Origin of the sequence: Streptomyces sp. DSM 110735 (genome assembly GCF_016482685.1) — a bacterium.
Classification (GTDB): Bacteria; Actinomycetota; Actinomycetes; order Streptomycetales; family Streptomycetaceae; genus Streptomyces.
The window spans coordinates 156,130-182,857 of record NZ_JACYHF010000001.1 but is presented as its reverse complement, the minus strand read 5'-3'; the positions used below and the strand labels follow the sequence as shown (position 1 = coordinate 182,857).

The 26,728-nt window shown below is 72.5% G+C and carries 28 protein-coding genes; 20 read left to right on the top strand and 8 right to left on the bottom strand.

Annotated elements, in window-relative coordinates:
* Window positions 1-62 precede the first annotated feature (62 nt).
* Window positions 63-1,247 (bottom strand): pyridoxal phosphate-dependent aminotransferase, encoded by a 1,185-nt coding sequence (locus IF655_RS00820; protein WP_199581439.1) that lies wholly within the window; start codon window positions 1,245-1,247, stop codon window positions 63-65.
* Between the two features lie 1,088 nt (window positions 1,248-2,335).
* On the opposite strand from IF655_RS00820, the gene IF655_RS00815 reads away from it, so the two are divergent.
* The 7 genes from IF655_RS00815 (at window position 2,336) to IF655_RS00785 (ending at window position 9,687) form a co-directional block, all read left to right on the top strand.
* Window positions 2,336-2,860 (top strand): DUF2617 family protein, encoded by a 525-nt coding sequence (locus IF655_RS00815; RefSeq protein WP_199581438.1) that lies wholly within the window; start codon window positions 2,336-2,338, stop codon window positions 2,858-2,860.
* Between the two features lie 115 nt (window positions 2,861-2,975).
* A complete protein-coding gene (locus IF655_RS00810; RefSeq protein WP_199581437.1) occupies window positions 2,976-4,607 on the top strand; it encodes a polyamine aminopropyltransferase in 1,632 nt (543 codons plus the stop codon).
* Window positions 4,608-4,679: 72 nt separating this feature from the next.
* Window positions 4,680-5,468, top strand: coding sequence for an SRPBCC family protein (locus IF655_RS00805; RefSeq protein WP_199581436.1), 789 nt, complete (start codon window positions 4,680-4,682; stop codon window positions 5,466-5,468).
* 54 nt (window positions 5,469-5,522) lie between these two features.
* Entirely contained in the window at window positions 5,523-6,311 is a 789-nt protein-coding gene (locus IF655_RS00800) for an aldose 1-epimerase (protein WP_199581435.1), read from the top strand.
* A gap of 9 nt (window positions 6,312-6,320) precedes the next feature.
* The gene (gene pyrE / locus IF655_RS00795; protein ID WP_199581434.1) at window positions 6,321-6,872 is read left to right on the top strand and encodes an orotate phosphoribosyltransferase; all 552 of its coding nucleotides are present in this window, start codon (window positions 6,321-6,323) and stop codon (window positions 6,870-6,872) included.
* A gap of 158 nt (window positions 6,873-7,030) precedes the next feature.
* A complete protein-coding gene (fbaA, locus tag IF655_RS00790) occupies window positions 7,031-8,053 on the top strand; it encodes a class II fructose-bisphosphate aldolase (RefSeq protein ID WP_199581433.1) in 1,023 nt (340 codons plus the stop codon).
* 116 nt (window positions 8,054-8,169) lie between these two features.
* The gene (locus tag IF655_RS00785) at window positions 8,170-9,687 is read left to right on the top strand and encodes an MFS transporter (protein ID WP_199581432.1); all 1,518 of its coding nucleotides are present in this window, start codon (window positions 8,170-8,172) and stop codon (window positions 9,685-9,687) included.
* Between the two features lie 43 nt (window positions 9,688-9,730).
* Here IF655_RS00785 and IF655_RS00780 read toward each other — a convergent pair whose 3' ends face one another.
* Window positions 9,731-10,150, bottom strand: a complete 420-nt coding sequence (locus IF655_RS00780) for a DUF3151 domain-containing protein (RefSeq protein WP_199581431.1) — start codon at window positions 10,148-10,150, stop codon at window positions 9,731-9,733.
* 194 nt (window positions 10,151-10,344) lie between these two features.
* On the opposite strand from IF655_RS00780, the gene IF655_RS00775 reads away from it, so the two are divergent.
* The 3 genes from IF655_RS00775 (at window position 10,345) to IF655_RS00765 (ending at window position 13,474) form a co-directional block, all read left to right on the top strand.
* Window positions 10,345-11,205 (top strand): tryptophan 2,3-dioxygenase family protein, encoded by an 861-nt coding sequence (locus IF655_RS00775; protein ID WP_199581430.1) that lies wholly within the window; start codon window positions 10,345-10,347, stop codon window positions 11,203-11,205.
* The gene (kynU, locus tag IF655_RS00770) at window positions 11,198-12,391 is read left to right on the top strand and encodes a kynureninase (protein ID WP_199581429.1); all 1,194 of its coding nucleotides are present in this window, start codon (window positions 11,198-11,200) and stop codon (window positions 12,389-12,391) included. Before IF655_RS00775 ends, kynU begins: the two co-directional genes overlap by 8 nt.
* Window positions 12,392-12,604: 213 nt before the next feature.
* Window positions 12,605-13,474 (top strand): alpha/beta hydrolase, encoded by an 870-nt coding sequence (locus tag IF655_RS00765; protein WP_199581428.1) that lies wholly within the window; start codon window positions 12,605-12,607, stop codon window positions 13,472-13,474.
* Between the two features lie 60 nt (window positions 13,475-13,534).
* On the opposite strand, the gene IF655_RS00760 is transcribed toward IF655_RS00765, so the two are convergent.
* Window positions 13,535-13,756, bottom strand: coding sequence for a hypothetical protein (locus tag IF655_RS00760; RefSeq protein ID WP_199581427.1), 222 nt, complete (start codon window positions 13,754-13,756; stop codon window positions 13,535-13,537).
* Between the two features lie 128 nt (window positions 13,757-13,884).
* Between IF655_RS00760 and IF655_RS00755 the strand changes: the two genes are divergently transcribed.
* The 6 genes from IF655_RS00755 to IF655_RS00730 all read left to right on the top strand — a co-directional run bounded on the left by IF655_RS00755 (window position 13,885) and on the right by IF655_RS00730 (window position 18,281).
* The gene (locus IF655_RS00755) at window positions 13,885-15,093 is read left to right on the top strand and encodes a cytochrome P450 (RefSeq protein WP_199581426.1); all 1,209 of its coding nucleotides are present in this window, start codon (window positions 13,885-13,887) and stop codon (window positions 15,091-15,093) included.
* A 52-nt stretch (window positions 15,094-15,145) separates the two neighbouring features.
* The gene (locus tag IF655_RS00750) at window positions 15,146-15,550 is read left to right on the top strand and encodes a DUF6281 family protein (protein ID WP_199581425.1); all 405 of its coding nucleotides are present in this window, start codon (window positions 15,146-15,148) and stop codon (window positions 15,548-15,550) included.
* 97 nt (window positions 15,551-15,647) lie between these two features.
* Entirely contained in the window at window positions 15,648-17,003 is a 1,356-nt protein-coding gene (locus tag IF655_RS00745) for a sensor histidine kinase (RefSeq protein ID WP_199581845.1), read from the top strand.
* Window positions 17,000-17,665 (top strand): response regulator transcription factor, encoded by a 666-nt coding sequence (locus tag IF655_RS00740; RefSeq protein WP_199581424.1) that lies wholly within the window; start codon window positions 17,000-17,002, stop codon window positions 17,663-17,665. The genes IF655_RS00745 and IF655_RS00740 overlap by 4 nt, the downstream gene beginning before the upstream one ends.
* Window positions 17,666-17,758: 93 nt before the next feature.
* Window positions 17,759-18,040, top strand: coding sequence for a hypothetical protein (locus IF655_RS00735; RefSeq protein WP_199581423.1), 282 nt, complete (start codon window positions 17,759-17,761; stop codon window positions 18,038-18,040).
* A 31-nt stretch (window positions 18,041-18,071) separates the two neighbouring features.
* Window positions 18,072-18,281 (top strand): hypothetical protein, encoded by a 210-nt coding sequence (locus IF655_RS00730; RefSeq protein WP_199581422.1) that lies wholly within the window; start codon window positions 18,072-18,074, stop codon window positions 18,279-18,281.
* Window positions 18,282-18,395: 114 nt separating this feature from the next.
* On the opposite strand, the gene IF655_RS00725 is transcribed toward IF655_RS00730, so the two are convergent.
* Window positions 18,396-19,397 carry a YafY family protein gene (locus IF655_RS00725; protein WP_199581421.1) on the bottom strand — a complete coding sequence of 334 codons (1,002 nt, stop codon included), beginning with the start codon at window positions 19,395-19,397 and terminating at the stop codon, window positions 18,396-18,398.
* 108 nt (window positions 19,398-19,505) lie between these two features.
* On the opposite strand from IF655_RS00725, the gene IF655_RS00720 reads away from it, so the two are divergent.
* The gene (locus IF655_RS00720; protein WP_199581420.1) at window positions 19,506-19,898 is read left to right on the top strand and encodes a VOC family protein; all 393 of its coding nucleotides are present in this window, start codon (window positions 19,506-19,508) and stop codon (window positions 19,896-19,898) included.
* Window positions 19,899-19,910: 12 nt separating this feature from the next.
* On the opposite strand, the gene IF655_RS00715 is transcribed toward IF655_RS00720, so the two are convergent.
* The 3 genes from IF655_RS00715 to IF655_RS00705 are packed head-to-tail and all read right to left on the bottom strand — an operon-like array spanning window position 19,911 to window position 22,181.
* Window positions 19,911-20,321 carry a cupin domain-containing protein gene (locus tag IF655_RS00715; protein ID WP_199581419.1) on the bottom strand — a complete coding sequence of 137 codons (411 nt, stop codon included), beginning with the start codon at window positions 20,319-20,321 and terminating at the stop codon, window positions 19,911-19,913.
* Window positions 20,322-20,356: 35 nt separating this feature from the next.
* On the bottom strand, window positions 20,357-21,124 hold the full coding sequence (locus tag IF655_RS00710) for a glucose 1-dehydrogenase (protein ID WP_199581418.1): 768 nt from the start codon (window positions 21,122-21,124) through the stop codon (window positions 20,357-20,359).
* A 40-nt stretch (window positions 21,125-21,164) separates the two neighbouring features.
* Complete coding sequence (locus tag IF655_RS00705; protein ID WP_199581417.1) at window positions 21,165-22,181, bottom strand: zinc-dependent alcohol dehydrogenase family protein; 1,017 nt, start codon at window positions 22,179-22,181, stop codon at window positions 21,165-21,167.
* A 220-nt stretch (window positions 22,182-22,401) separates the two neighbouring features.
* Here IF655_RS00705 and IF655_RS00700 point away from each other — a divergent pair, with 220 nt between their 5' ends.
* Window positions 22,402-23,283 carry a helix-turn-helix transcriptional regulator gene (locus IF655_RS00700; protein WP_199581416.1) on the top strand — a complete coding sequence of 294 codons (882 nt, stop codon included), beginning with the start codon at window positions 22,402-22,404 and terminating at the stop codon, window positions 23,281-23,283.
* A gap of 40 nt (window positions 23,284-23,323) precedes the next feature.
* On the opposite strand, the gene IF655_RS00695 is transcribed toward IF655_RS00700, so the two are convergent.
* Window positions 23,324-23,827: a GbsR/MarR family transcriptional regulator gene (locus tag IF655_RS00695; protein ID WP_199581415.1), complete on the bottom strand. Its 504-nt coding sequence runs from the start codon at window positions 23,825-23,827 to the stop codon at window positions 23,324-23,326.
* Between the two features lie 73 nt (window positions 23,828-23,900).
* Between IF655_RS00695 and IF655_RS00690 the strand changes: the two genes are divergently transcribed.
* Both IF655_RS00690 and IF655_RS00685 read left to right on the top strand, forming a co-directional pair.
* Window positions 23,901-24,830, top strand: a complete 930-nt coding sequence (locus IF655_RS00690) for an ABC transporter ATP-binding protein (protein ID WP_199581414.1) — start codon at window positions 23,901-23,903, stop codon at window positions 24,828-24,830.
* Window positions 24,827-26,452, top strand: coding sequence for an ABC transporter permease (locus IF655_RS00685; protein ID WP_199581413.1), 1,626 nt, complete (start codon window positions 24,827-24,829; stop codon window positions 26,450-26,452). Before IF655_RS00690 ends, IF655_RS00685 begins: the two co-directional genes overlap by 4 nt.
* Window positions 26,453-26,728 lie beyond the last annotated feature (276 nt).

The following is a 26,728-nucleotide window of genomic DNA, read 5'->3' as shown; positions in this document are numbered from 1 at the left end:
GGTTCACGGACCCCGAAGGGGCCCGGGGTGACACACGCCCCGGGCCCCTTCGCCGTGTCCGCTCACATGCCGCGCAGCCGCTCCGCCGCCTCCCGCAGCACCTCTTCCTTCTTGCAGAACGCGAAGCGGACGAAGGGCGCGCCCGCCTCGCGGTCGTCGTAGAAGACGGCGTTGGGGATGGCGACGACGCCCGCGCGCTCGGGGAGGGCGCGGCAGAAGGCGAAGCCGTCCTTCTCGCCCAGGGGGCGGATGTCGGCGGTGACGAAGTAGGTACCGGCGGGGCGGAAGACCTCGAAGCCCGCCTCGGTCAGCCCGGTCGCGAGGAGGTCGCGGCGGGCGCCCATGTCCCGCCGGAAGCCGTCGTAGTACGACTCGGGCAGCGCGAGCGCCTCGGCGACGGCGTACTGGAACGGTCCCGCCGAGACGAAGGTGAGGTACTGCTTCGCGGAGCGGACCGCGCTCACCAGCTCCGGCGCGGCGGTCACCCAGCCGACCTTCCAGCCGGTGAAGGAGAAGGTCTTCCCCGCCGACCCGATGGTCACCGTGCGCTCGCGCATCCCGGGGAACGTGGCCAGCGGGATGTGCTCGGCGTCGTCGAAGACCAGGTGCTCGTAGACCTCGTCGGTGACGACCAACAGGTCACGCTCGACGGCGAGTTCGGCGATGGCGGCCAGCTCGGCGCGGGTGAGGACGGTGCCGGTGGGGTTGTGCGGGGTGTTGATCAGCAGCAGCCGGGTGCGGTCGGTGACGGTGGCGCGCAGCTCGTCGAGGTCGAGGGTGAAGCGCCCGGCGTCGGGGCGCAGCGTGACGGGGACGCGGCGTCCGCCCGCCATGGCGATGCTCGCGGCGTACGAGTCGTAGTACGGCTCCAGCGCCACGACCTCGTCGCCCGGTTCGAGGAGCGCCAGCAGCGTCGCGGCGATGGCTTCCGTGGCGCCCGCCGTGACCAGCACCTCGGTGTCGGGGTCGTACGTCAGCCCGTACCTGCGCTGCTGATGCGCGGTGATCGCGTTCCTCAGCTCCGGCACGCCGGGTCCGGGCGGGTACTGGTTCCCCCGTCCGTCCCGCAGCGCGCGCACCGCCGCCTCCCTGATCTCCTCGGGTCCGTCGGTGTCGGGGAACCCCTGGCCGAGGTTGATCGAGCCGGTCGCCACGGCGAGCGCCGACATCTCGGCGAAGATCGTCGTCCCGAACTCGGCGAGCCGGCGATTGAGGTACGGACGTGCGCTGGAGGTCATGCGGGCCATCCTGCGCCCCGGCGGGGGGCTTCCTCAACCTGTGTCCGCCGCGTGCCGGGCGCCCGCGGCGGCTGCCCGCCGGACGCCACCCTCAGAAGTTGCTCAACTCTGCTTTGGCCGTGCGGCGCGCCGGGCATCCCCCGGTCACCGCGTCGCACGGCGCGGGAGCGAGGCGCCCACGGGGGGCCGCTTCGGGGGAACGGAAGGGGGATGACGCCATGGTTGTGGGCATCGTCCTGGTAGTGGCGCTGGTGCTCGTCGTGACGGTCTCGTCGCGCTCGCGGCGGCGCGGACGGGGGAGGGTCTCGCTCGGCAAGGGGCGCGGCGGCGGGGGTTCGCGGTCGTCGTACCGCTCGCGTTCGTCCTCGTCCTCGTCCGACGGCGGATCGAGCTGGTGGGCGGGCGGAGGCGACTCCGGCTCCTCGGGCGGCCACCACGGCGGCCACCACTCCTGCGGCGGCGGTCACTCGTCCTGCGGGGGGCACTCGTCGTGCGGGGGCGGCTCGTCCTGTGGTGGCGGGGGCTGCGGCGGCGGGAACTGAGGGTGGCGTAGGGGGCGCTCCGGTCGGGGGACGTGCGGGGGCGGTCCGGGTGCGGGTGCTGGACCCGGCGGGGAACGCGGCGACGCCTCTCTCCGAGGCGGGACCCGCCCGCCGGGGCGGGTGCCGGTCGTTGTCGACGCGGTGGTCCCGAGCGGGGTCCGCGGCGCCGCGCAGGCTCCTGCGGCTCCGGTCGGCGGCGCTCTCGCGCGAGGTCGCCGTGGCGTGGAGCGCCGGGGCGGGGTCGCGACGTCGTACGGCTTCCGCGCCCGGTCGGCAGCGCTGCCGCAACGCCCCTCCTCAGTCCCTCCGTCCGCCCCCGGAGGGCATGGTTGAACAGTTGAGCTGTGGGGCCCTCTGAGGGATGGAAACCCTCCGAAGTTGGGTAAAAACGCTGTGGCACGGCCACAGTTCATGATTCCCTCTAAATCACCACCGCAGCCCTCGGGCGTCCCAAGGACACCCCCCTCCAGCCGGGCCGAGCGGGCCGACCGCCCCGGTGTCCGCCGAGGTGCGCCGGACTGCCCTCTCCCTCATGCGTGTTAGCGGAGCCGATCCATGCTCACGACCCTGAACACCTCCTACACAGATACGCGCGCTGCCGACCTCGCCTGGGCCCTCGGACGCGAACCGCTCCCGGCCCTGGCCACCCTCGACCTCGAACTGAGCGGGGCGAGACTCCAGTTGAGGCTCCTCGGCGCCTCCCACCAGGTCCTCCTCGAAGAAGAGAACGGCAGTTGCTCGGAGACCGTGGCGTGCATGCCCGGCTCCAGCACTCCCCTCCCGCTCGGCGTCGCCAAGCGGATCGGTGACTGGGAGTACGAGTTCGCGGCGCGCGTGGAGATGCTGACGCCGGGCCAGTTCGCGGGACGCGCACAGGAGTTGCTCGCCCTGGTCTCCGACCACCCGCACGGTCTGGCCGGTGTCTTCCCCGGCAGCCCGCACGCGTTCACCGCGCTGCTCGCCCAGTGGCAGGGCGGTCAGGTGCACTGGCGCACCTGGCACGCCTACCCGCAGGACGGCCAGTTGGTGGCGACCAGGACCCGCGTGGGCGTACGCGTCCCCGCCGGACAGTCCGGCTGAACCCGGACCCGAGTCAACCCACTCTGGCCGCCGTAAACCGATCGCGCTGCAAGGCGCCCGAGTTCCACACGTGTGGGTGACGAGGCGTACGTACGCCGTGACGTAACGTCGCAACGTGATCGAACCCCACGCCCCCGTGTCCCCGGGTGCCCCGCCCTGGGCCGAGCCCGCGTGGCTGCCCGTGCGGCCCGGCACCGGGCGGTTCCTGGTCCTCGCGTGCGTCTTCGTCTGCGCGGCCTGCGGACTGGTGTACGAGCTGGAACTCGTCGCGTTCGCCTCGTACTTGATGGGCGACTCCGTCACCCAGGCGTCCGTCGTGCTGTCCGTGATGGTGTTCGCGATGGGCATCGGCTCCCTCGCCGCCAAACGCCTGCGCTGGCACGCGGCCGTCGGCTTCGGCGCGATCGAGACCGCGCTCGCGCTGGTCGGCGGCTGCAGCGCGATGGCGTTGTACGCGGTCTTCGCGTGGACCGGCGGCTGGGGCGGGATATGGGCGCAGGGACCGCGCTGTCTGCTGGTCGGGTTCTCGCTGGCCATCGGGCTGCTGGTCGGCGCCGAAGTGCCCTTGCTGATGGAGCTGATCCAGCGCATCCGGCGCCAGGACGCGGGCGGCGCGGTCGCCGACCTCTTCGCCGCGGACTACGTGGGCGCGCTGGTCGGCGGTCTCGCCTTCCCCTTCCTTCTCCTGCCGTTCCTCGGCCAGTTGACCGGCGCCCTGCTCACCGGCTCGGTGAACGTGGTCGCGGGCAGCGCGCTGGTGCTCGGGCTGTTCCGCCACGACCTGAGCCGCCGCGCGCGCTGGACGCTGCTCGTCGTGGGACTCGCGGTGCTCGGCGTCCTCGCCTCCGCCGCCGCGCTGGCGGGCGACTTCGAGCGCGCCGCGCGGCACGCGGTGTACGGCGGTGATGTCCGGGTCGCGCTCCAGACCGATGTCCAGGAGGTCGTCCTCGCCGGAGGCACCGGCGGCAGACCGCTCGACCTCTTCCTGGACGGGCGCCTGAGGGTAGGCGGCCGGGACGAGCGGCAGTACCACGAGGCGCTGGTCCACCCCGCGATGTCAGGACCGCACGCACGCGTGCTGATCCTCGGCGGCGGCGACGGACTCGCCGCGCGCGAGGTGCTGCGCTACGGCGGGGTCGAGCGCGTCGACGTGGTCGAGCTGGACGCGGGGCTGATCCGGCTCGCCCGCAGCGACCCCGGTCTCGCCGCGCTCAACGGGCACGCGCTCGCCGACCCCCGCGTCCACGTCACCACCGCCGACGCGCTCGGTCGCCTGCGCCGCACCCCCGCCGGGCGGTACGACGTGGTGATCGCGGACCTCCCCGACCCCGGCATCACCGCCAGCACCAAGCTGTACTCCCAGGAGTTCTACGGACTCGCCCGCCGCGCCCTCGCCCCCGGCGGGCGCCTGGTCGTCCACGCGGGACCGGTCACCACCCGCCCCCGCGTCTTCTGGACGGTGGCGACGACCCTGCGCGCGGCGGGTTTCTCCACCGCCCCCTACCGCGTCCTCGGCCAGGACTCCGGTTTCCCGGCGGGTCCCGACCGCTCCGCCGCCCGCGCGGGCACCCCGCCCGACTGGGGTTATCTCCTGGCGGTGCCGGGTCCGGCGAGACCCCGCCTCCGTCTCACGGGACCCCGCGCGAGCACCCTGACCCCGGCCGAGCTGAGCGCGGACGCCCGCGCCGCCCGCCGTACGAGAGTGCCGGGGCTGGTGGTCTCGACGCTGGCGCACCCGAGGTACTGAGAAAGGGAGCCGTCACGGAGCCGGGCGCACTCCAGGGTGAAAACCGGCGCCCACTGGGTAGGCTCGGGCGACATGGAGCACCAGGTCTTCGTCCCGGTTCCGGCCGACCGGCTCAGGGAGGCTCTGGCGGACCCCGTGCGGGTCGCCCGGGCGGTACCCGGGCTTCAGCAGGACGCCACCGCCGACCCGCTGACCGGCAGGCTGAAGCTGCGCGTGGGCGGTCACTCGGTGACGTACCGGGGCACCGCCGGTGTCGTACGCCACGAGGACGGCAGCTACACCGTCAAGGGCGAGGCGACCGAGTCCCGGGGCACCGGCAGCGCGGAGTTCACCGTGACCGTACGGCTCGCGGAGGCGGCGGACGGGACGACGGCCGACCTGACCGCGACGGCGGTGACCACGACGGGCGCCCGTACGGCGGAACTCCCCGCCGACCAGCTCGCCTCGGCGGCGGCACGTCTGCTGACCCGCTTCCTGGAGGGTCTGGCGGAGGAGCCGCAGGAGCCGGTCGCGCCGCCACCTCCGGAGCAGCCCGAGCAGCCCGAATCCGAGGCGGACGCCGACGACCTCGCCGACGCCCACACCTCCGTCTTCGACACCGAGGTCCCCCCGCCCTCGGACGCCCCGGCGGGTCCCGGCGCCGCGGCACAGCCGCCTGCCGAAGCCGCGCACGCGCGCCGCACGATGATCGGCCGCAGCGCCGAAGAGGTCGACCACGCCCCGCCGCGCGGTCGCTACGCCCCCGTACCCGCCCCCCAGGCGGTCACCGCGAACTCCACCCTGCGCTGGGCAGCCCCCGCCGCCGCCTTCGCGCTCGCCTCCGCGATCGTCGTCACCCGGGCGCTGCGCAAGCGCCGTTGAGACGGCGGTCCGGGCACCACGGGCGGGGCGGTCGTACCCGAGTAGGGTCGTCCCGTGAGTGACGAAGACATTGTGCTGACCGCGGGTGACGCGGAGGTCGTGGTCCGCCCCGGCAAGGGCGGACGGGTCGCCGGGCTGAAGGTCGGCGGCACGGAGCTGCTGCGCCAGGGCGAGCGGTTCGGCTGCTTCCCGATGGTCCCCTGGTGCGGCCGGATCAGGGACGGCAGGTTCCTGGACGGCGGTGTCGTCCGGCAGATGCCGCTCAACTCCCCGCCGCACGCCATCCACGGCACCACCCGCGACGGCGCCTGGCGCACCGCCCGCGTCTCGGCGGACGAGGCGGTCCTGACGTTCGAGCTGACCGACCCCTGGCCGCACCCCGGCAAGGTCACCCAGATCGTGAGCGTCGGCGAGGACAGCCTGACGCTGACCATGTCGGTGGAGACGTACGAGGACTCGTTCCCGGCGCAGATCGGCTGGCACCCCTGGTTCAACCGGACCCTGGGCGGCGAGGGCGTGCGCGTCGACTTCACCCCCGCCTGGCAGGAGGAGCGCGGCGCGGACCACCTGCCCACCGGCAACCGGATCGACCCCCGGCCCGGTCCCTGGGACGACTGCTTCGGGATGCCCGACGGCGTGGACGTCACGCTGACCTGGCCGGAGCAGCTCGAACTGAAGCTGACCAGCCGCGAGCAGTGGGCCGTCGTCTACGACGAGCAGGACGCCGCCGTGTGCGTGGAGCCGCAGACCGGTCCGCCCAACGGGCTCAACACGATGCCCCGCCTGGTCACCCCGCTGGAGCCGCTGGAGGCGTCCACGACCTGGCGCTGGCGCCGCCTCTAAGCTGGCGGTATGACGACCGACGCACGTGGCGAACTGCTGGAACAGATCAAGGACAAGGCCGTGGTGCACGGCAAGGTGACCCTCTCCTCGGGTCTGGAAGCCGACTACTACGTCGACCTGCGCCGCATCACCCTCGACGGCGAGGCAGCCCCGCTGGTCGGCCAGGTCCTCCTCGACCTCACCGACGACCTCGACTTCGACGCGGTGGGCGGTCTGACCATGGGCGCCGACCCGGTGGCGGCGGCGATGCTGCACGCCGCCGCCGCGCGCGGGAGGAAGCTGGACGCCTTCGTGGTGCGCAAGGCGGCGAAGGCGCACGGTCTCCAGCGGCGCGTGGAGGGTCCGGACATCGCGGGGCGGCGGGTGCTGGTGGTCGAGGACACCTCCACCACCGGCGGTTCGCCGCTGACCGCCGTCGAGGCGGTGCGCGAGGCGGGTGCGGAGGTCGTCGCGGTGGCGACGATCGTGGACCGCGCGACCGGCGCCGCGGAGAAGATCGAGGCGGGTGCGGGCGTTCCGTACCGGTTCGCCTTCTCGAAGGATGAACTGGGTCTGGACTGAACGGCCCGCCACGGCGTGGACTTTTCCTGGCCTCGACCGCCAGCCGGTCCGCCGGGCCATGTCTGGAAAGATGGGCACGACGCTGACGTCGTCGCCCCCTGGGTCCAAGTTCAGGGCCGCCACGCAGAACGCCAACCCGCAACACGAGGAGCGGACAGATGCCCATCGCAACCCCCGAGGTCTACAACGAGATGCTCGACCGGGCGAAGGCAGGCAAGTTCGCCTACCCGGCCATCAACGTCACCTCCAGCCAGACCCTGAACGCGGCGCTGCGCGGCTTCGCCGAGGCGGAGAGCGACGGCATCGTCCAGATCTCGACCGGCGGCGCGGAGTTCCTCGGCGGTCAGTACAGCAAGGACATGGTGACCGGCGCGGTCGCGCTGGCGGAGTACGCGCACATCCTCGCGGAGAAGTACCCGGTCAACATCGCCCTGCACACCGACCACTGCCCCAAGGACAAGCTGGACGGTTACGTGCGTCCGCTGCTCGCGCTGTCCGAGGAGCGGGTGAAGGCGGGGCGCAACCCGCTGTTCCAGTCGCACATGTGGGACGGCTCCGCCGAGACCCTCGCGGACAACCTGGAGATCGCCCAGGAGCTGCTTGAGCAGGCTCGTCGCGCCAACATCATCCTCGAGGTGGAGATCACCCCGACCGGTGGCGAGGAGGACGGTGTCACGCACGAGATCAACGACTCCCTCTACACCACGGTGGACGACGCGATCCGCACCGTCGAGGCGCTGGGTCTGGGCGAGAAGGGCCGCTACCTGCTCGCCGCCTCCTTCGGCAACGTGCACGGCGTCTACAAGCCGGGCAACGTCGTGCTCCGCCCCGAGCTGCTGAAGGAGCTGAACGACGGCGTGGCCGCCAAGTTCGGCAAGCAGTCGCCGTTCGACTTCGTCTTCCACGGCGGCTCCGGCTCCTCGGAGGAGGAGATCCTCACCGCGCTGGAGAACGGCGTCGTGAAGATGAACATCGACACGGACACGCAGTACGCGTTCACCCGTCCGGTCGCGGGCCACATGTTCGCGCACTACGACGGCGTCCTGAAGATCGACGGCGAGGTCGGCGACAAGAAGGCGTACGACCCGCGCACCTGGGGCAAGCTGGCCGAGGCGTCGATGGCCGCGCGTGTCGTGGTCGCGGCGAAGAACCTGCGCTCGGCGGGCAACAAGATGAAGTAGCCCTTCGGGGTGGTGTGTGCTGGACCCGGTGCCCTGCGGTGGGCGCCGGGTCCAGCGCATATGTGGGTCGCACCCATGGCGTGTCGGCACATGTGGGTCTGCGGTATATGTGGGTCATGCCCGATGTCCGGCTGGCTTCGCCCCAGGGCAGATGGATCCTGTTCACCACCGTGCTCGGCTCCAGCATGGCCCTGCTGGACTCGACCGTCGTCAACGTCGCGCTGCCCCGCATCGGCCGTGACCTGGACGCGAGCCTCGCCGCGCTCCAGTGGACGGTCAACGCGTACATGCTCACCCTCGCCGGGCTGATCCTGCTCGGCGGCTCGCTGGGCGACCGGTACGGGCGCCGCAAGGTGTTCATGATCGGCGTGGTGTGGTTCGCGGCGGCGTCGCTGCTGTGCGGACTCGCGCCGAACCCGGCCGTGCTGATCGGCGCCCGCGCCCTCCAGGGCATCGGCGGCGCGCTGCTCACGCCGGGTTCGCTCGCGCTGATCCAGGCGTCCTTCCACCCCGACGACCGCAGCCGCGCGGTCGGTCTGTGGTCGGGGTTCGGCGGTGTGGGCGCGGCGGTGGGACCGTTCCTCGGCGGCTGGCTGGTGGACGGTCCCGGCTGGCGCTGGGTGTTCCTGCTGAACGTGCCCCTCGCGCTGGTGTGCGTCCCCGTGGCGCTGCGGCACGTACCCGAGTCGGACGCGGCGACCTCCGGCGAGGGCGCGCCCCCGGGCAGGTTCGACGTGCTCGGCGCGTTCCTCGGCGCGCTGGCGCTCGCGCTGCTGACGTACGCCCTGATCGAGGCGCGCTCGGCGTCCGTGGGCGTGGTGGTGAGCGCGGTCGCGGGCGTGGCGTCGGCGGTGGCGTTCGTGTACGTCGAGAAGCACCGTGCCGATCCGATGCTGCCGCTGGACATCTTCTCCTCGCGGCAGTTCACGGCGGTCAACGTGGTGACGCTGTGCGTGTACGCGGCGTTCGGCGGCTTCTTCTTCCTCACCGCGCTCCAGTTGCAGGTGGTGGCGGGGTACTCGCCCCTCGAAGCGGGTACGGCTCTGCTGCCGACGACCGTCCTGATGCTGCTGTTCTCGTCCCGCTCGGGTGCGCTCGCCGACCGGATCGGTCCCCGGCTGCCGCTGACGGTGGGTCCGCTGCTGTGCGCGGCGGCGATGCTGATGATGCTGCGGGTGGGTCCGCACGCGAACTACCTGACCGACGTGCTGCCCGCGCTGGTGGTCATGGGCACCGGCATGGTCACCCTGGTGGCGCCGCTGACCGCGACCGTCCTCGCCTCGGTGGACACCGCCCGCGCGGGGGTGGCCAGCGGCATCAACAACGCGGCGGCGCGTGCGGCGGGTCTGATCGCGGTCGCCGCGCTTCCGCTGCTCACCGGGATGGGTCCGGACGCGTACCGCTCCGCGTCCGCCTTCAACCGCTCCTTCGACCGCGCGATGCCGATCTGCGCGGGTGTCCTGGTGCTGGGCTCGATCCTGGCGTTCGCCCTGGTCAGACGGCGTCCGACGCCGGAGTGCCCGCACCCGGAGTGCCGCACCCACGGCAACCTCACGACACCGCCGCTGGAGACGGGCAGGACAGCGGGCGGCGCGGCGGGCGGCGTGGCGGACAGCGCGGCGGGACGGGGCTGAGCGGCACCGGGGACGCCCGGCGCCGCCCGCAGAGCCCCCGGGGTTACCGCATCAGCTCCTCGTACGCCTCCTCGCTGCTGTCGCGCAGGAACTGGCGGCAGCGTTCCGCCTCGTCCTTCTCGCCGATGGAGTCGGCGGCGCGGGTGAGGGCGGCGAGGCAGCGCAGGAAGCCGCGGTTGGGGCGGTGGCTCCACGGGATGGGTCCGTGACCCTTCCAGCCCGCGCGGCGCAACTGGTCGAGACCGCGGTGGTAACCCGTACGGGCGTAGGCGTACGACTCGACCACGCGCCCCGCCTCGAAGGCGTCGTCGGCGAGCATCGCCCAGGCCAGGGAGAAGGTCGGGTACTTGGCCACGACCTCGGCAGGGGCGAGCGAGTCCTCGGCCAGCAGCCGGTACGCCTCCTCGTTCTCGGGGAGGTGGGTCGGGTCCGGGCCGCCGAACAGGTTCTTGTGCGTCGTCATGGGTGCAGTCTGCCACTGGGCGGGGCGGGTCCTTCGGTTGTCCACAGGTGGGGACGGAGACCGGGGACGGCAGGTCAGGAGGACAGCCCTTGCCGTATCCGGTGGGATTACGCAGGATTCGATCTGGGGACCGGGGCCCCCGTGCCGGCATCGGCAGGGGCGGACCGCTACCCGTAGCTCGACAGGAGACAGCGATGTCCCACCAGGCTCACCCCCCTTCCCAGGCCCCCGAAGAGGCCGCTGAGCCCGAGACCCCGCATCTCGACTTCGCCGGCACGACGCCGTACGAGGACTACGTACGCGCCGACGTGCTCACCCACCTCCAGCACACCCTCTCCGACGACCCCGGCGAGATGGTCTTCCTGGTGACGACCCAGGTGATGGAGCTGTGGTTCACGGTGATCACGCACGAGTGGGAGACCGCCGCGAAGGCGCTCCGCTCGGACGACGTGCCGACCGCGATCGCCGCGCTGAAGCGTTCCGTGCGCGAGCTGGAGGCGCTGAACGCGTCCTGGCGCCCGCTGGCGCAGCTCACCCCGGCGCAGTTCAACTCCTACCGCTCGGCGCTCGGCGAGGGCTCCGGGTTCCAGTCCGCGATGTACCGCCGGATGGAGTTCCTGCTCGGGGACAAGTCCGCCTCGATGCTCGTCCCGCACCGCGGCACCCCGCGCGTGCACGCGGAGCTGGAGAAGGCGTTGCACGAGCCGAGCCTGTACGACGAGGCGGTACGGCTCCTCGCGCGCCGGGGTCACGAGATCCCCGCCGCGGTGCTGCGCCGGGACGTGTCGCGGCGGTACGAGCCCGCGCCGGAGGTGGAGGCGGCGTGGACGGCGGTGTACTCCGGTGACCCGGACGCCGAGACCGCCCGCCTCGGGGAGGCGCTGACGAACGTCGCCGAGCTGGTGTGGCGCTGGCGCAACGACCACCTGGTCGCCACCCGCCGCGCGATGGGCGCGAAGGCGGGCACCGGCGGTTCCGCCGGAGTGGCGTGGCTGGAGAAGCGGGCGCGGAACACCGTGTTCCCCGAGCTGTGGACGGCGAGGTCGTATGTCTGAGTCGAACGAACTGGCGCTGATCGCGGAGAAGTTGGACGCCGCCGACGAACTGGCGGAGCTGCGCGGGAAGTTCACCCTGGACGACGTGGTCTATCTGGACGGTAACTCGCTGGGCGCCCTGCCCGCGCACGTCCCCGACCGGATGCGGGACGTGCTGTGCCGCCAGTGGGGCGAGCTGCGCATCCGCTCCTGGGAGGAGTCCGGTTGGTGGACGGCGCCGGAGCGGATCGGTGACCGGATCGCTCCGCTGATCGGCGCGGCACCGGGGCAGGTTGTCGTGGGCGACTCGACAAGTGTCAACGTGTTCAAGGCACTTGTGGCGGCAGTCCGTATGGCGGGGGACGAGCGGGACGAGATCCTGGTCGACGCGACGACCTTCCCCACCGACGGCTACATCGCCGAGTCGGCAGCCCGCATGACCGGCCGCACGCTCCGCGCGCTGACCCCGGCGGAGATCCCCGCCGCGCTCGGTCCGCGTACGGCGGCGGTCCTGCTGAACCACGTCGACTACCGCACCGGACGCCTCCACGACCTCCCCGCGCTGACGGCGGCGGTCCACGACGCCGGTGCCCTCGTCGTCTGGGACCTGTGCCACAGCGCGGGCGCGCTGCCGGTCGGTCTGGATGCGGACGGGGTGGACCTGGCGGTCGGCTGCACCTACAAGTACCTGAACGGCGGACCCGGTTCACCGGCGTACCTCTACGTCCGCCGCGACCTCCAGCCCCGCTTCGACTCCCCGCTGCCGGGCTGGAACTCGCACGCGGAGCCGTTCGGGATGAGCGCGGAGTACCGGGCGGCGCCGGGTGCGGTGCGCGGGCGGGTCGGGACGCCGGACATCCTCTCCATGCTCGCGCTCGACGCGGCGCTCGACGTGTGGGACGGGGTCTCGGTGGAGGCGGTGCGCGCCAAGTCGCTCGCGCTGACGGACTTCTTCCTGCGCTGCGTCACGGAGTACACCGAGCCGGGGCGCCTGGAGTGCGTCACGCCGCTGCGGCACGAGGAGCGGGGCAGCCAGATCGCCCTGCGCTGCGCCGACGCCGCCGAGGTCATGCCCCGGCTGATCGAGCGGGGCGTGGTGGGCGACTTCCGCCGCCCCGACGTGCTCCGCTTCGGCTTCACCCCGCTGTACGTGGGCTTCGCGGAGACGGAGCGGGCGGCGCGGGTGCTGGCGGGGGCGCTGACGTAGACCGGTGGGTCCGTACCGGTGGGTCCGGGGGTCGCTCGCGGGCGGTCCCCGGACCCGGCGGAGGTACAAAACCGGCAGGTGCTCCCATTAGGTGACCCTGCGTGACATCCGCATGTGAGGGGCGGTGACCGGCCTGGTACCGTCCGGCCAACGGCGGGGTGGGTCGCCGTACCTGATCCCCCCGAATTCCGTTCCGACGCTGAGAGGTTGGACATGCCGGACGACGACGCCGCAGCAGCCCGCGCCGCCGCCGAGGAGGAGTCGGCGTTCTCGCACGAGCCGGTCGAGCCGGATGCCACGGCGGCGTACGGGGACCACCCGGACCAGGTGATCGACTTCTACGCCCCGCGCACGGAGGCGGCGTCACCGGCGCCCCTGGTCGTCGTCCTGCACGGCGGTGCCTGGCGCGCCCGTTACGACCGACGCCACATCACCCCGTTCGCGGACTACCTCGCCCGGCGGGGCTTCGCGGTGGCCAACGTGGAGTACCGGCGCGGGAGTTCCGCGTCCGACGGCGACGAGGCGGGTCGCTGGCCGGAGACCTTCGACGACGTGGCCGCCGCCCTCGACGCGCTGCCCGACCTGGCGCGCGAGACGCTTCCCCGGGCGGACACCCGCCGCATGGTCCTGACCGGCCACTCGGCGGGCGGTCACCTCGCCCTGTGGGCGGCGGCACGTCACGTCCTGCCCGCCGGTTCTCCCTGGCGCACGCGGGAGCCCGCGCCGTTGCGCGGTGTGGTCGCCCTCGCCCCGATCGCGGACTTCACCCTCGCGGCGAAACTGGAGGTCTGCGGCAACGCGGCGGTCCAACTCCTCGGCGGACCCGACCACTTCACCGACCGCCTCCCCCACGCCGACCCCTCCCTCCTCCTCCCCACCGGCATCGCCACCACCCTCGTCCAGGGCCGCGCCGACCTCGACGTCCCCGAACCCCTCGCCGACGCCTTCGCCGACGCGGCGGCCAAGGCGGGCGAGGTCGTCGGCCTCACCCTCCTGGCGGACGTCGGCCACTTCCCCCTGATCGACCCGACGGCGGACGCGTGCGCGGTGGTGGCGGAGGAGATCGCCCAACTGGCGTGGTGAGGCGTCAGGTTGTTGCCCGTGAAGCGGAGTCGACCGCTGCCCGCGCCTGCTTCCGAGCCGCTACTCCTTCACCGGGTCCGACCCCGGGCGCTTGACCAGGCGGTCGCCCACCGTGACCTCTTTCCAGAGGCGGCGGGGGATTCTGATCTTCCTGGACTCGCCGTCGGGGAGGCGGAGTTGGACGAAGTGGTACATGTTCGAGCCGTCGAGCATGCCTCGGGACTTGTCGGTGACGACGCCTTCCCAGGAGTCGTCCTGTCCGGGTTTGCGGGATGTGAACATGGTCGGAGTCTAGGAAGGCGGGCGGCGGCGCAGGCAGTGTCCGGGGGCATCTCTCGGGGATGACACATGTCATCGCGCGGGCGGGGTCATATCTACCGCCGCCCCGCCCCACGGGCTAACGTCCCCCCATGTCAGCGACCTTCGATCCCGCCTCCCCGGACTTCCTCGCCGACCCCTACGCCGCCTACGCCGAACTCCGGTCCCGGGGCAGGGTGATCCGGTACGAGCCGACTGACCAGTGGCTCGTACCGCACCACGCCGACGTGTCCGCGCTGCTGCGGGACCGGCGGCTCGGGCGGACGTATCAACACCGGTACTCCCACGAGGAGTTCGGGCGGACCCCGCCTCCGCCGGAGCACGAGCCGTTCCACACGCTCAACGATCACGGGATGCTGGACCTGGAACCCCCGGACCACACGCGGATCCGGCGCCTGGTGGCGAAGGCGTTCACGCCACGGACCGTGGAGCGGCTGCGGGGGTATGTGGAGGGGCTGGCCGACACGCTCGTGGCGGGGCTGGTCGCGGAGGGCGGCGGGGATCTCGTCGCGGAGGTGGCGGAACCGCTGCCCGTCGCGGTGATCGCGGAGATGCTCGGCATCCCCGAGGGGGACCGGGCACCGCTCCGTCCCTGGTCGGCGGACATCTGCGGGATGTACGAGCTGAACCCGGCGCCGGAGGTGGCCGAACGGGCGGTACGGGCGTCGGAGGAGTTCTCGGCGTATCTGCGCGAGCTGATCGCCGCCCGCCGCGCCGACCCCCGCGACGACCTGATCTCCGCGCTGATCGCCGCCCACGACGAGGGCGACCGCCTCACCGAGCAGGAGCTGGTCTCCACCGCCGTCCTCCTCCTCAACGCGGGTCACGAGGCGACCGTCAACGCCACCGCCAACGGCTGGCTCGCCCTCTTCCGCCACCCCGACCAACTCGCCGCCCTCCGCGCCGACCACGCCCTGATCCCCTCCGCCGTGGAGGAGCTGCTCCGCTACGACACCCCGCTCCAGCTCTTCGAACGCTGGGTCCTGGACGACATCGAGATCGACGGCACCCGTATCCCGCGCGGCGCCGAACTCGCCCTCCTCTTCGGCTCCGCCAACCACGACCCCGCCGTCTTCGACGACCCCGACCGCCTGGACCTCACCCGCCGCGACAACCCCCACATCTCCTTCAGCGCGGGCATCCACTACTGCATCGGCGCCCCCCTCGCCCGCCTCGAACTCGCCGCCTCCACCCGCGCGCTCCTCACCCGCGCCCCTGCCCTCACCCTCGCGGCGGAGCCGCGCCGCAAACCGGGGTTCGTGCTGCGCGGTCTGAACGAACTGGAGGTCTCCGTCGTCTGAGGAGCGTGACGGAGCGAGCGTGACCGAGCGGACCGGCGGAGGGGTGGCACGCATGAGCCAGTACCGAAGTCATCAGTACCGAAGGGCGTTCCTGGCGGCAGCCGTCGTGGCGCTGTGCGCCTCCTGCGCGGGGGCGCCCTCCCCGGACGGCGGGGGCGCGGCGAAGTCCTGCGCGTACCGCGTCGCGTACGACGGGCGGCAGTACGGGGACGTCCCCCACGCCGAGTTCGAGGTCGGGGCGAAGCTGGGTCCCGCCGTTCTCCCGCCCTGCGACGACACCCCGAACGCCGGGGACGGACCGGAGACGCCGGAGCCGAGGACCGCGTACGCGGTGAAGGGGGTGGACCCCCGCGTCGCCATCACGCTGGAGGACGCGCCCCGGGGTGTCCTTCTCGTCGCCGACGACGCGAGGAAGGCGCTGCCGCCGGAGGTCGCGAAGCTCATCCGGCACCGCTGAGGGCGGCGCGTAGTACCTGAGGCGGACCCCCGGAAACCCCCCTGCGAGGGGACGACCGCACCCCCCGCCCCCGCCTACCGTCTCTCACGTGACCGAGATGACGACGCACACGCAGCCGCCGCCCCCGCGCGGCGAGGACAGACCCCGCAGCCCCGAGTTCCGGCTCGCGGCGGACGCGCTGCGCGGGCTGCGGCAGGACCTGTTCAGCGGCGCCTTCGGGTACCGCCCGATGCCCCGCGCGGCTGTCGACGGCGCCCTGGGGCGCGCGCTGCCCGGCCGGCTCAAGGAGTACGCGGCGTGGGTCCCGCACCTCGTCGTCGCCGCTCTCGGTGGGTTCGCGGCGCTGGTGTCCCTGGCCGGCACCTTCGGCGGACCGGCTGCCCTGCTGGCCGCGCTGCTGGCGCTCGCCCCGGTCCTGCTCACGCTGGCGCGACCGGTGGGCGCCTTCTGGCTGTCGCTCCTGGCGACCACGGTGACCGCGGTCACCGTGGGCGGGGACTGGGGCGCCTGGCCGTGGCTGCCGGGCAGCTTCCTCTCCCATCTGACCGTGCTCACGGTGGTCGCGATACGCACCCGCCCGCGCACCGCCGCGTGGATGTGGGCGCTCACCGCGCTGTACGGCGTCCTCGCGCAGACCGGTTCCGCCTGGCACGAGTCCTCCGACGTCGCGCCGATGCTGTTCCTGTCGGCGCTGATCCTGCTGGCGGTCACCGTCCGGCACACCCACCGCCAGGCTCGCCGCGAGGTGACCGAGCAGCGGACGGCGACCGCGCACGAGCGCTCGCGGCGCACCCTGCTGGAGGAGCGCTCCACCATCGCCCGCGAGCTGCACGACGTGGTCGCCCACCACATGTCGGTGGTCGCCATCCAGGCGGAAGCCGCGCCGTACCGGGTGCAGGACCCGCCGCCGGAGCTGGTGAAGGCGTTCGCCACGATCCGGGAGAACGCGGTCGCCGCCCTGACCGAGCTGCGCCGGGTGCTCGGTGTCGTCCGCGCGGAGGACTACGAGGCGCCGGACGCCCCGCAGCCCACCCTCGCCGACCTCGACACCCTGCTCGCCAACGTGCGGGAGACCGGTCTGGAGGTCACCAGGACGGTGACCGGCGCGGTGCGCGAACTCCCGCAGGGCGTCGAGCTGTCGGCGTACCGCATCGTGCAGGAGGCGCTCAGCAACACGCTCCGGCACGCGCCGGGGGCGACGGCTCGCGTCGAGATCGCCTACGTGCTCGGCGGGTTGGGCGTGCGCGTGGTCAACGGTCCGCCGCCCGCCCCGAGTCTGATCAAGCCCTCCCCGGGCGCCGGGCACGGCATCACGGGTATGCGGGAGCGGGTCGCGATGCTGAACGGCGAGATGACCGACGGTCCGACTGCCGACGGGGGTTACGAGGTGACCGTGTTCCTGCCGGTCCCGGCGCCGGGTACGGAGATCGAGCTGTACGAGGACCGGTCATGACGATCCGCGTGGTGATCGCCGACGACCAGATGATGGTCCGCGAGGGCTTCTCCGTCCTGCTGAACGCGATGCCGGACATCGAGGTCGTCGGCGAGGCGGTCAACGGGCGCGAGGCGGTGACGCGGGTCCGCGAACTCGCCCCGGACATCGTCCTGATGGACATCCGTATGCCCGAACTGAACGGCATCGAGGCGACCCGCGAGATCGTCGCGGCGGACGCGGCGGCGAAGGTGCTCGTCCTGACCACCTTCGACCTGGACGAGTACGTGTACCAGGCGCTCCGCGCGGGCGCCTCCGGTTTCCTCCTGAAGGACGCCTCGGCGCGCCAACTGGCGGAAGCGGTAAGGGTGGTCGCCTCGGGCGAAGCCCTGTTGGCTCCCTCCGTCACCCGCCGCCTCATCCACGAGTTCTCCCGCCTCTCCGACACCCCCCGCCTCATGCCCGCCGCCCACGCCGCCTACGGCGAACTCACCGAACGCGAAACCGAGGTCCTCGTCCTCATCGCCCAGGGTCTCTCCAACTCCGAGATCGCCACCCGCCTGATCGTCGCGGAGTCCACGGTGAAAACCCACGTGAGCCGCATCCTCGTCAAACTCGGCCTGCGCGACCGCACCCAGGCGGCGGTCTTCGCGTACGAGGCGCGGCTGGTGACTCCGGGCTGAGGTTGCCTCCGGCGGGGGAGCGGACGACGATCCCCCCCCCGGTCGATAGCCTGCGTCGGACCGTCCCCCAGCAGAGTGCGAGCGTGTGTTGCCGTGATCCGAGACCTGTACAACGTCCAGATACGACCCGCCGAGGACGCCGTCACTCCGCTGACCGACGAGGAGGAACTCCGTTACCGGAACCTCCTGTTCGGCGAACTCGGTCACCAGATCTCCGAACAGGGCTCGGTCCGTTACCCCGCCCACACCCCGGAGGACCGCCGTCGCCTGATCGCGGTCGCGCAGCGGCTCACCGCTCACTGGGGGCAGGAGGTGTGCTTCGAGGCGGAGGACACGACGCGGTTCCGGCTGTACCTCCGGGGGTTCACGGGATGAGCCAGGACTTCCTCCTCGGCGACGAGACCCTGTGGAACCCGTCCAAGCAACGGTGCTGGTCCTGGCGGAACGCGCCGGAGTCGACCTGAACTGGACGGAGTTGGCGGCGATGCCGCAGGGTGCGCGCCGTGACGTACAGATCGGCGTGGGCACAGGCATGCCGACACCGGCGGAACCGGACGCCTGGGCGTCGGCACTGCGGGAGAAGGCGACGCACTTGAGCCGCCGCGTGGCCCGCTGACCACCGTCGCCCGCGACACCCGCACCACCCGTACAACTTTCGTCGTCACCCGCGGGTGGCCCCCGCGGCGCGTTCTCGCCGTCGGCGGCTGCCGGGTGGTCTCGAGGACGCCGCTCAGTGGAGTGGCTCCCGGCGGGCGGAGCCCAGCAGGCGGTTCGCGAACTCTTCGACCAGTGTGCGGAGTTCGGTGGGGCGCTCGATCGTGAAGGGGCGGTTCAGGGCGGCGAGGATGGCGGGGAGCCAGGTGAGGTGGGTGACGTGGAGGGTGACGCGGCACCAGTCGTCCGGGGGGAGGGGGGTCACGGTGGCGAGGGAGGGGGGTAGGTGGGTGTGGATGTGGGTGGGGGTTGCCTGGATGTGGAGGGTGACCCGGTGGGGGTGGGGGGCGGTGGCCAGGGCGTTCAGGACGCGGGTGGTGGGGGCGGGGTCGGGGTCGGGGGGTGGGGTGAAGGCGCCGGGGAGGGTGCGGGCGTCGGTGATGCGGTCCAGGCGGAAGGTGCGGTCCTCGCCGGAGAGGAGGTCCGCCGCCGTCACGTACCAGCGCCCCGCGTGGGCCACGACGCCGTACGGGTGCAGGGTGCGTTCGGTGCGGTGGCCGTCGGCGGCGGTGTGGCGGATCGAGACGGGGCGGTGGTGGTGCACCGCGTCGGCGATCGGGAGGAGGATCGCGGGGTCGGGGGCGTCCGCGATCCCTCCGGGCGGGGTCGTGTAGGCGAGGGAGGCGAGCACCGCGTCGAGCTTGCGGCGCAGGCGGTCGGGGAGGACGCGGCGGATCTTGGCTGCCGCCGTCTCCCTCGCCGTGTCCCTCGCTGTGTCGCGCGCCGTGTCGCCCGCCGTCTCCCTCGCCCCCTCCGTGGTCAGGCTGAGCAGTACCGCCAGTGCCTCGTCGTCGTTCAACATCAGGGGCGGTATGCGGTAGCCGGGGCTGAGCCGGTAGCCGCCGTAGCGCCCGCGTACCGATTCCACGGGGATGTCGAGGTCGAGGAGTTGCCGGGCGTAGCGCCGTACGGTGCGTTCGTCGACGTCGAGGCGGGCGGCGAGTTCGGAGACGGTTCGGGTGCCGCCCGACTGGAGCAGCTCCAGGAGGGTGAGGACGCGGGCGAGGGGTCGGGGCATGGCGGGAATTCTCCTCCGGATACCGGGCGGGTTCCGTCCGGTATCGGTCGTAGCGTGCGGTCACCAGGTCATCGGGCCACCAGCGCCCTACGGCAGAGGAGTAACCCCGTGTTCGTCTCCACCCGCGTCATCACCGACGACGTCCCCCGCCTCGTCCGCTTCTACGAGCGCGCCACCGGCGTCCCCGCCACCTGGGCCACCGAGGACTTCGCGGAGCTGAGGACCCCCTCGGCGACCCTCGCGATCGGCTCCACCCGCACCGTCCCCCTGTTCGCCCCCGGCTCCGCCCGCCCCGCCGACAACCACAGCGTCATCCTGGAGTTCCGCGTGGACGACGTGGACCGCGTGTACGCCGACCTGCGCGCCTTCGTCGAGGACTTCGTCAACGAGCCCACCACCATGCCCTGGGGCAACCGCTCGCTCCTGTTCCGCGACCCCGACGGCAACCTCGTCAACTTCTTCACCCCGGGCACGCCACGTGCCACCGCCGCACCCGCGTGAGCGCCCCCGCGCCTACGCCCGCCGCCGCACCCCGCCGTACACCTCCTCCGTCACCGCCTCACCCCACACCGCCTCCGGAGCCCCGTCCCCCGTCCCCTCCCACATCGCGATGTGCTCCATGAAGTGGTCCGGGGACGCCCCGTGCCAGTGCTCCTCGCCGGGCGGACAGGCGACCGTCTCCCCGGCACGCGCCTCGAACACCGTGCCGTCCCGCGTCCCGATCAGCGCCACCCCCGACACCACATGCAGGGTCTGCCCCACCGGATGGGAGTGCCAATGCGTCCGCGCACCCGGCGAGAACCGGACCAGGTTGGCCCGCAGCCGCGACGGCGCCTCACCCGCGACGATCACGTCCCACCACACGTCCCCGGTGAACCAGTCGGCAGGTCCCTTGCCCGTGGCGGTGCGCTTGATGAATTCCATGATGCTCCTTGAGAGTTGTAGGGAGGGAAGGTCAACTACTGGGCCACATAACCGCCGTCCACCGGCAGTGCCACGCCCACCACGAAGCTCGCCCCCGGGCTGCACAGCCACAGCACCGCCTGCGCGATCTCGTCCGCCGTGCCGAGGCGGTTGATCGGCTGGTTGGCGACCGCCTCGGCGCGGTCGAGTTCCCCCTTGGCGATCATGTCGCCGACCATGGGGGTGTCGATGGTGCCGGGGCAGACGGCGTTGACGCGGATACCGCGCGGGGCGTACTCGAGCGCGGCGCTGGTGGTCAGACCGATCACGCCGTGCTTGGAGGCGTGGTACGAGGCGCGGCCGGGGAGTCCGACGAGACCGCCCAGCGAGGAGCAGTTGACGATCGCCCCGCTGCCCCGCGCCCGCATGTGCCGCAACTCGTGCTTCATGGCGGCCCACACCCCGCGCAGGTTGATCGCGTTCACCCGGTCGAACTGGTCGGCGCTCTCCTCGGCGGCGTCGGTGGGCGGCACCTGGACGCCCGCGTTGTTGTACGCCATGTCGAGGCGGCCGAAGATCTCCACGGTGCGGTCGACCGCGGCAGCCACCTGCGCCTCGTCGGTGACGTCGCAGGTCAGCGCCAGGGCGCGGTGCCCCTCGTCGGTCAACCGCTTCGCCGCCGTGTCGACCACCGCCGCGTCGACGTCCGCCAGCGCCACCGCCGCCCCCGACCGCGCGAAGGCGCGCGCCGTGGCCAGACCCATGCCGGACCCGGCGCCCGTGACGAAGGCGACCTGACCGTGGAAGTCGTAGGTGGGGTTCATCGTGTGTCCTCCCGGGGCGCGATGCGTACGAGGTCGTCGGTCACGGCGTCAACAGCGCCTTGATCGCCCGCCGTTCGTCCATCGCCCGGTATCCCTCCGCGACGTCCTCCAGCGGGAGCGACAGGTCGAAGACCTTGCCGGGGTCGATCCGTCCCGACAGCACCCGCTCGATCAGGTCGGGGAGGTAACGGCGTACCGGCGCGGGACCACCCCGCAGCCCCACCTGGGAGAAGAACAACTCCTGCCCGTCGAGGGCGACTTCGTGGGGTACGCCCACGAATCCCACGTTCCCGCCGGGTCGCGCGGAGGACACCGCCTGCCGCATGGACTCGGCGGTGCCCACGCACTCCAGGACGGAGTCGGCGCCGATCCCGCCGGTGAGGTCGCGCACGCGGGCCACGCCCTCCTCGCCCCGCTCGACCACGATCTCCGTCGCGCCGAACTCCAGCGCCAGTTGCTGCCGGGGCGCGTGCCGCGACATCGCGATGATCCGCTCCGCGCCCATCTCCTTCGCGGCGATGACCCCGCAGAGCCCGACCGCGCCGTCCCCGACGACCACCACGGTGGAGCCGGGACGGACCTCGGCGGCGAGGGCGGCGTACCAGCCGGTGCCCATCACGTCCGAGACGGCGAGCAGGCTGGGGAGGAACTCCTCGTCGGGGTGCTCGTCGGTGGCGACGAGGGTGCCCTGGGCGTTGGGGATGCGGACGAGGTCCGCCTGGCAGGTGGACATGAACTCGCGGTGGACGCACGAGGACTGCCAGCCGTTGCGGCAGTTCGCGCACGTGTTGTCCGAGGTGGCGAAGGAGCCGACGACGAACTGTCCCGGCCGGACCGAGGTGACCTCGCTGCCGGTCTCCTCCACGACGCCGACGTACTCGTGCCCCATCGGATGCGGCTCGCCGATCGGTTCCAGACCGCGGTACGGCCACAGGTCGGACCCGCACACGCAGGTCACGACCGTGCGGATGATCGCGTCGGTGGGCCGGAGGATCTTCGGGTCCTCCAGCGTCTCGAAGCGGACGTCGCCGGGGGCGTGGATCACTGCTCCGCGCATGGGATTTTCCTTACGTACGGAAGAACGGAAGAACGGAAGAACGGAAGAGACGGGAGATACGGAAGAGACCGGCGAGGCGGCACCACGCGCACCACACGCACCACACGCACCCCGCCACTCCACCCATGCAACCCCCGCCCCGCCCCCACAGCGAGTCACCGTCAAGAGGTGTACCGGCAGTACATCCCTCCGCCCGCCCGGTGGACGTACCGTCGATGACGTGGACAACCGTGCGGAGGTCCGCGAGTTCCTCACCTCGCGGCGAGCGAAGATCAGCCCGGAGCGGGCGGGGCTGCCGACGGGCAGCAGGCGGCGCGTGCCGGGGCTGCGGCGCAGCGAGGTCGCGGCGCTGGCGGACATGAGCGTGGAGTACTACGCGAAGCTGGAGCGCGGGAACCTCGCGGGGGTCTCCCCGTCCGTGCTGGAGGCGGTCGCCCGCGCCCTCCGGCTCGACGACGCCGAGCGCGCCTATCTGCTGCACCTGGCGCAGGCTGCCGACGGCACCGACGCGCTGACCCGCCCCCGGCGCCGCGCGACCCGGCAGTGGGCGCCCAGAAGCAGCCTCCAGTGGACCCTGGACGCGATCACGGCGGGTCCCGCGTTCGTGCGCAACGGACGCCTGGACCTGCTCGCCGCGAACCCCCTCGCCCGCGCCTTCTACGCCGACCTCTTCGCCGGTCCCCAGCCCCCGAACCTGGCCCGCTACAACTTCCTCGACCCCGCGTCCCGCCGCTTCTACCCGGACTGGGACTACTTCGCCGACATCTCGGTCGCCATCCTGCGCACGGAGGCGGGTCGCGACCCCTACGACAAGGAACTGCACGACCTGGTCGGTGAACTCTCCACCCGCAGCGAGGAGTTCCGCACCCGCTGGGGCGCCCACAACGTCCGCCACCACGGCACCGGCACGAAGCGCTTCCACCACCCGGCGGTCGGCGAGGTGACCCTCGCCTACGAGGGTCTGGACATGGCCGCCGAACCCGGACTCACCCTCACCATCTACACCGCCGAACCCGGCTCCCCCTCCGAAGAATCCCTACGCCTCCTGGCGTCCTGGGCGGCGACGAAGCCCACGGAGGAGTCCCGCACGCCTGGGGAGTGACGCATAAGGCACCCCAGGCACCGCAGGCGCCCCGCCCGGATCAGCCCGCGCGCCCCGCCTCCCGATGTGCCCGCCACCGTTCCATCAGCCCCGCCACGTCCTTCTCGATGAACTCGAAGAACTCGAGGGTCTCGGACAGGCGGCGCCCGGCGGGGGAGTCGGCGCCGAGGGTGGAGACCCCGTCCCGGAGGGCTTCCTCCCAGCGCTTGATGATCGCCTCGCGGTTGGTGAGCGCCTCGTACCACTGGTCGCTGTGGACGCGGTAGCGCTCGCGGCGGGAGCCGGGTTCGCGTTCGCGGGAGACGAGGTGGACCTGGGCGAGGTAGCGGACGGCGCCGGAGACGGCGGCGGGACTGATGCGGAGCTGTTCGCCCAGTTCGGCGGAGGTGAGGGTGCCGGTGTCGGAGGAGAGCAGGGCGGCGAAGACGCGGGCCGGCATGCGCGGCATCCCCGCCTCGACCAACTGCGCCGCGAACCGCTCCACGAAGCGCGACACCGTCTCCGGATCGCGGTCGCCCCCACTCTCCACCCTCGGCTCCGTCATCTCTCCACCCTAACCCGACTTCATACGATTCCTTAACTTCACAAATTTCTGAAAGAAGCGTACGTTCGCCTCCATGACGAAGGCCATCACGGTCTCGGGACTGCACAAGTCCTTCGGCCGTACCCACGCCCTCACCGGACTCGACCTGAGCGTCGAGCGCGGCGAGGTGCACGGTTTCCTCGGTCCGAACGGCGCCGGGAAGTCCACCACCATCCGCGTCCTGCTCGGACTCCTGCGCGCGGACGCCGGTGCCGCGCAGGTGCTCGGTCACGACCCGTGGTCCGACGCCGTGGAGATCCACCGCCGCATCGCGTACGTCCCCGGTGACGTGACCCTGTGGCGCAACCTCTCCGGCGGCGAGGTCGTCGACCTGTACGGCAGACTCCGCGGCGGTCTGGACGAGCGGCGCCGCGCGGAGCTGACCGAGCGGTTCGAGCTGGACCCGACCCGCAAGTGCCGTACGTACTCCAAGGGCAACCGGCAGAAGGTCGCCCTGGTCGCCGCGTTCGCCTCGGACGTGGACCTGCTGATCCTGGACGAGCCGACCTCGGGTCTGGACCCGCTGATGGAGGAGGTCTTCCAGTCCTGTGTGGCGGAGGAGCGGGACCGGGGACGTACCGTCCTGCTCTCCTCGCACATCCTCAGCGAGGTGGAGACGCTGTGCGACCGGGTCTCCATCGTGCGCAAGGGGCGCACGGTGGAGACCGGTTCGCTGGCGGAGCTGCGGCATCTGACCCGGACCAGCGTCCGCGCGGAGCTGCGCGGCGACCCGGTCGGTCTCACGGAGCTGCCCGGCGTGCACGATCTCGACGTCCAGGGTCACCGCGTCCACCTCCAGGTGGACACCGATCAACTGGACGGCGTCCTGCGCGCCCTCACCGCCGTGGGCGTCCGCTCGCTGACCTCCACCCCGCCGACGCTGGAGGAGCTGTTCCTGCGGCACTACGAGGAGACCCCGGCGGAGACGGAGACGGCGACGGACGCTGAGGTGGCGGCGCGATGACCACCACGGCGACCACCACGACCCCCGGGACCCGGCACCCCGTCTCCACCCCCGCCTCCACCCTCACCGCCACCCCCGCCCTGCTCCGGTTCGCCCTGCGCCGGGACCGCGTCCAGATCCCCGTCTGGGCGGGGGTGAACGCCCTGATGGTCCTCTCCATGCCCGGCACCCTGAAGGGTCTGTACGCCACGGCTGCCGAACGCGCGTCCCTGCGGCAGCAGATGACCGCCAACGCCTCGCTGCGCGCCCTGACCGGACCGCTCCTCGACGACTCCGTGGGCGGGATGACGGCGTGGCGCGCGGGCGTGTACGCCGGGCTGCTCGCCGCCGCGATGAGTCTGCTGATCGTCGTACGGCACACCCGGGACGAGGAGGAGAGCGGGCGGGCGGAGCTGGTCGCGTCGGCGGCGGTCGGGCGTCGGGCACCGCTGACGGCGGCGCTGCTCGCGGCGGCGGTCGCGAACGGCGTGCTGGCGCTGCTGCTTCTCGCGGGGATGGCGTCGTACGGCGTCCCGGGCGCGGTGGCGCTCGCGCTGGGCGTCGCCGGGACGGGTCTCGTCTTCGCCGGGGTGGCGGCGGTCGCGGCTCAGTTCACGCAGAGCGCGCGGCTGGCGCGGGGGCTGACCTCGGCGGTGCTCGGGGCGGCGTTCGTGCTGCGCGCGGCGGGCGACTCGGCGCGGGCGGACGGTTCCTCCGTGCTGACCTGGCTGTCGCCGCTGGGCTGGCAGGAGAACCTGCGGGCGTACGCGGGGGAGCGGTGGTGGGTGCTGCTGCTGTTCGGCGGCGCGTGTGCGGTTCTCGGCGCCCTCGCCTTCATCCTCGCCGCCCGCCGCGACCTGGGGATGAGCTTCCTGCCGACCCGTCCGGGTCCGGCACGGGGTCGTCTCGGCGGCGCGGCGGGTCTGGCGTGGCGGCTCCAGCGGGGTGCGCTGCTGGGCTGGGGCGTGGGGTTCTTCCTGGCGGGGGTGGTCTACGGCGGTCTCACCCAGGGCGCGGCGGACATGATGGGCGACAACGAGGGGGTACGGCGGATCCTGGAGCGGATGGGCGGGCGCACCGGCGCGCAGGACGCGTTCCTCTCCGCGATGACCGGGATGCTCGGTCTGGTCGCCGCGCTCTACATCGTCTCCTCGGTCCTCCGCCTCGCCTCGGAGGAGACCTCGGGGCGGGCGGAACCGGTCCTCGCCTGCGCGGTGAGCCGCCTCCGCTGGGCGGCGAGCCACCTGACGATCGCCTTCGCGGGCTCCACAGCCCTGATGCTCCTGGCGTCCCTCGGCTTCATGGCGGGCTACGGCCACCGCCCCGGCGCCCTCCTAGCCGCCTGCCTGATCCAACTCCCCGCGATCTGGACCCTCGGCGCCCTGACGGTGTTGCTCTACGGCGTCCTCCCCCGCGCGGCGACCATCGCCTGGGCGGCAGCGAGCGCGACCCTCCTCCTCGGCTGGGTGGGTCCCGCCCTCAACGCCCCCCACCTCCTCCTGGACCTCTCCCCCTACGCCCACCTCCCCAAGCTCCCCGGCACCCCCATGAACTGGCCCCCGGTACTCACCCTCCTGGGCGTCACCCTCGCACTGACATACGCAGGGCTCATGGGCATACGCCGACGTGACGTGGCGGGCTGAGGACGCCGTCCAGCGGCAGGCGCGCGGTGCCATGGCAGCCCGAGGCGGCGAGAGAGGGCGACCGCGCCGCGTCGAGATCCGCCGGGTTGACCCGCGGGGGCGGGCGGCGTCCACACCGAGCCGGAAGGCGGCGGACCCGGAGCCCTGGCCGTAGGCTGGCGGCGAAGACCCTGGAAGCGTCCCTGGTAGCCCGAGAGGGCAGGCCACACGCCCAGGGTTCAGACTTCGGCAAGGGCCGCTCGGGAAACCGGGCGGTCCTTGTGCGTGCGGTGCGGT

Bases quoted from the DNA above. Each gene is read 5' to 3' on its own strand.
- pyrE (WP_199581434.1), top strand. From the start codon at position 6,321: ATGACGACCGACGCACGTGGCGAACTGCTGGAACAGATCAAGGACAAG.
- IF655_RS00705 (WP_199581417.1), bottom strand. From the start codon at position 22,181: ATGCGCGGAGCAGTGATCCACGCCCCCGGCGACGTCCGCTTCGAGACG.
- IF655_RS00750 (WP_199581425.1), top strand. From the start codon at position 15,146: ATGAGCCAGTACCGAAGTCATCAGTACCGAAGGGCGTTCCTGGCGGCA.
- kynU (WP_199581429.1), top strand. From the start codon at position 11,198: ATGTCTGAGTCGAACGAACTGGCGCTGATCGCGGAGAAGTTGGACGCC.
- IF655_RS00820 (WP_199581439.1), bottom strand. From the start codon at position 1,247: ATGGCCCGCATGACCTCCAGCGCACGTCCGTACCTCAATCGCCGGCTC.
- IF655_RS00780 (WP_199581431.1), bottom strand. From the start codon at position 10,150: ATGACGACGCACAAGAACCTGTTCGGCGGCCCGGACCCGACCCACCTC.
- IF655_RS00740 (WP_199581424.1), top strand. From the start codon at position 17,000: ATGACGATCCGCGTGGTGATCGCCGACGACCAGATGATGGTCCGCGAG.
- IF655_RS00745 (WP_199581845.1), top strand. From the start codon at position 15,648: ATGACGACGCACACGCAGCCGCCGCCCCCGCGCGGCGAGGACAGACCC.
- IF655_RS00695 (WP_199581415.1), bottom strand. From the start codon at position 23,827: ATGACGGAGCCGAGGGTGGAGAGTGGGGGCGACCGCGATCCGGAGACG.
- IF655_RS00685 (WP_199581413.1), top strand. From the start codon at position 24,827: ATGACCACCACGGCGACCACCACGACCCCCGGGACCCGGCACCCCGTC.
- IF655_RS00725 (WP_199581421.1), bottom strand. From the start codon at position 19,397: ATGCCCCGACCCCTCGCCCGCGTCCTCACCCTCCTGGAGCTGCTCCAG.
- IF655_RS00690 (WP_199581414.1), top strand. From the start codon at position 23,901: ATGACGAAGGCCATCACGGTCTCGGGACTGCACAAGTCCTTCGGCCGT.
- IF655_RS00710 (WP_199581418.1), bottom strand. From the start codon at position 21,124: ATGAACCCCACCTACGACTTCCACGGTCAGGTCGCCTTCGTCACGGGC.
- IF655_RS00760 (WP_199581427.1), bottom strand. From the start codon at position 13,756: ATGTTCACATCCCGCAAACCCGGACAGGACGACTCCTGGGAAGGCGTC.
- IF655_RS00805 (WP_199581436.1), top strand. From the start codon at position 4,680: ATGGAGCACCAGGTCTTCGTCCCGGTTCCGGCCGACCGGCTCAGGGAG.
- IF655_RS00775 (WP_199581430.1), top strand. From the start codon at position 10,345: ATGTCCCACCAGGCTCACCCCCCTTCCCAGGCCCCCGAAGAGGCCGCT.
- IF655_RS00815 (WP_199581438.1), top strand. From the start codon at position 2,336: ATGCTCACGACCCTGAACACCTCCTACACAGATACGCGCGCTGCCGAC.
- IF655_RS00785 (WP_199581432.1), top strand. From the start codon at position 8,170: ATGCCCGATGTCCGGCTGGCTTCGCCCCAGGGCAGATGGATCCTGTTC.
- fbaA (WP_199581433.1), top strand. From the start codon at position 7,031: ATGCCCATCGCAACCCCCGAGGTCTACAACGAGATGCTCGACCGGGCG.
- IF655_RS00715 (WP_199581419.1), bottom strand. From the start codon at position 20,321: ATGGAATTCATCAAGCGCACCGCCACGGGCAAGGGACCTGCCGACTGG.
- IF655_RS00755 (WP_199581426.1), top strand. From the start codon at position 13,885: ATGTCAGCGACCTTCGATCCCGCCTCCCCGGACTTCCTCGCCGACCCC.
- IF655_RS00765 (WP_199581428.1), top strand. From the start codon at position 12,605: ATGCCGGACGACGACGCCGCAGCAGCCCGCGCCGCCGCCGAGGAGGAG.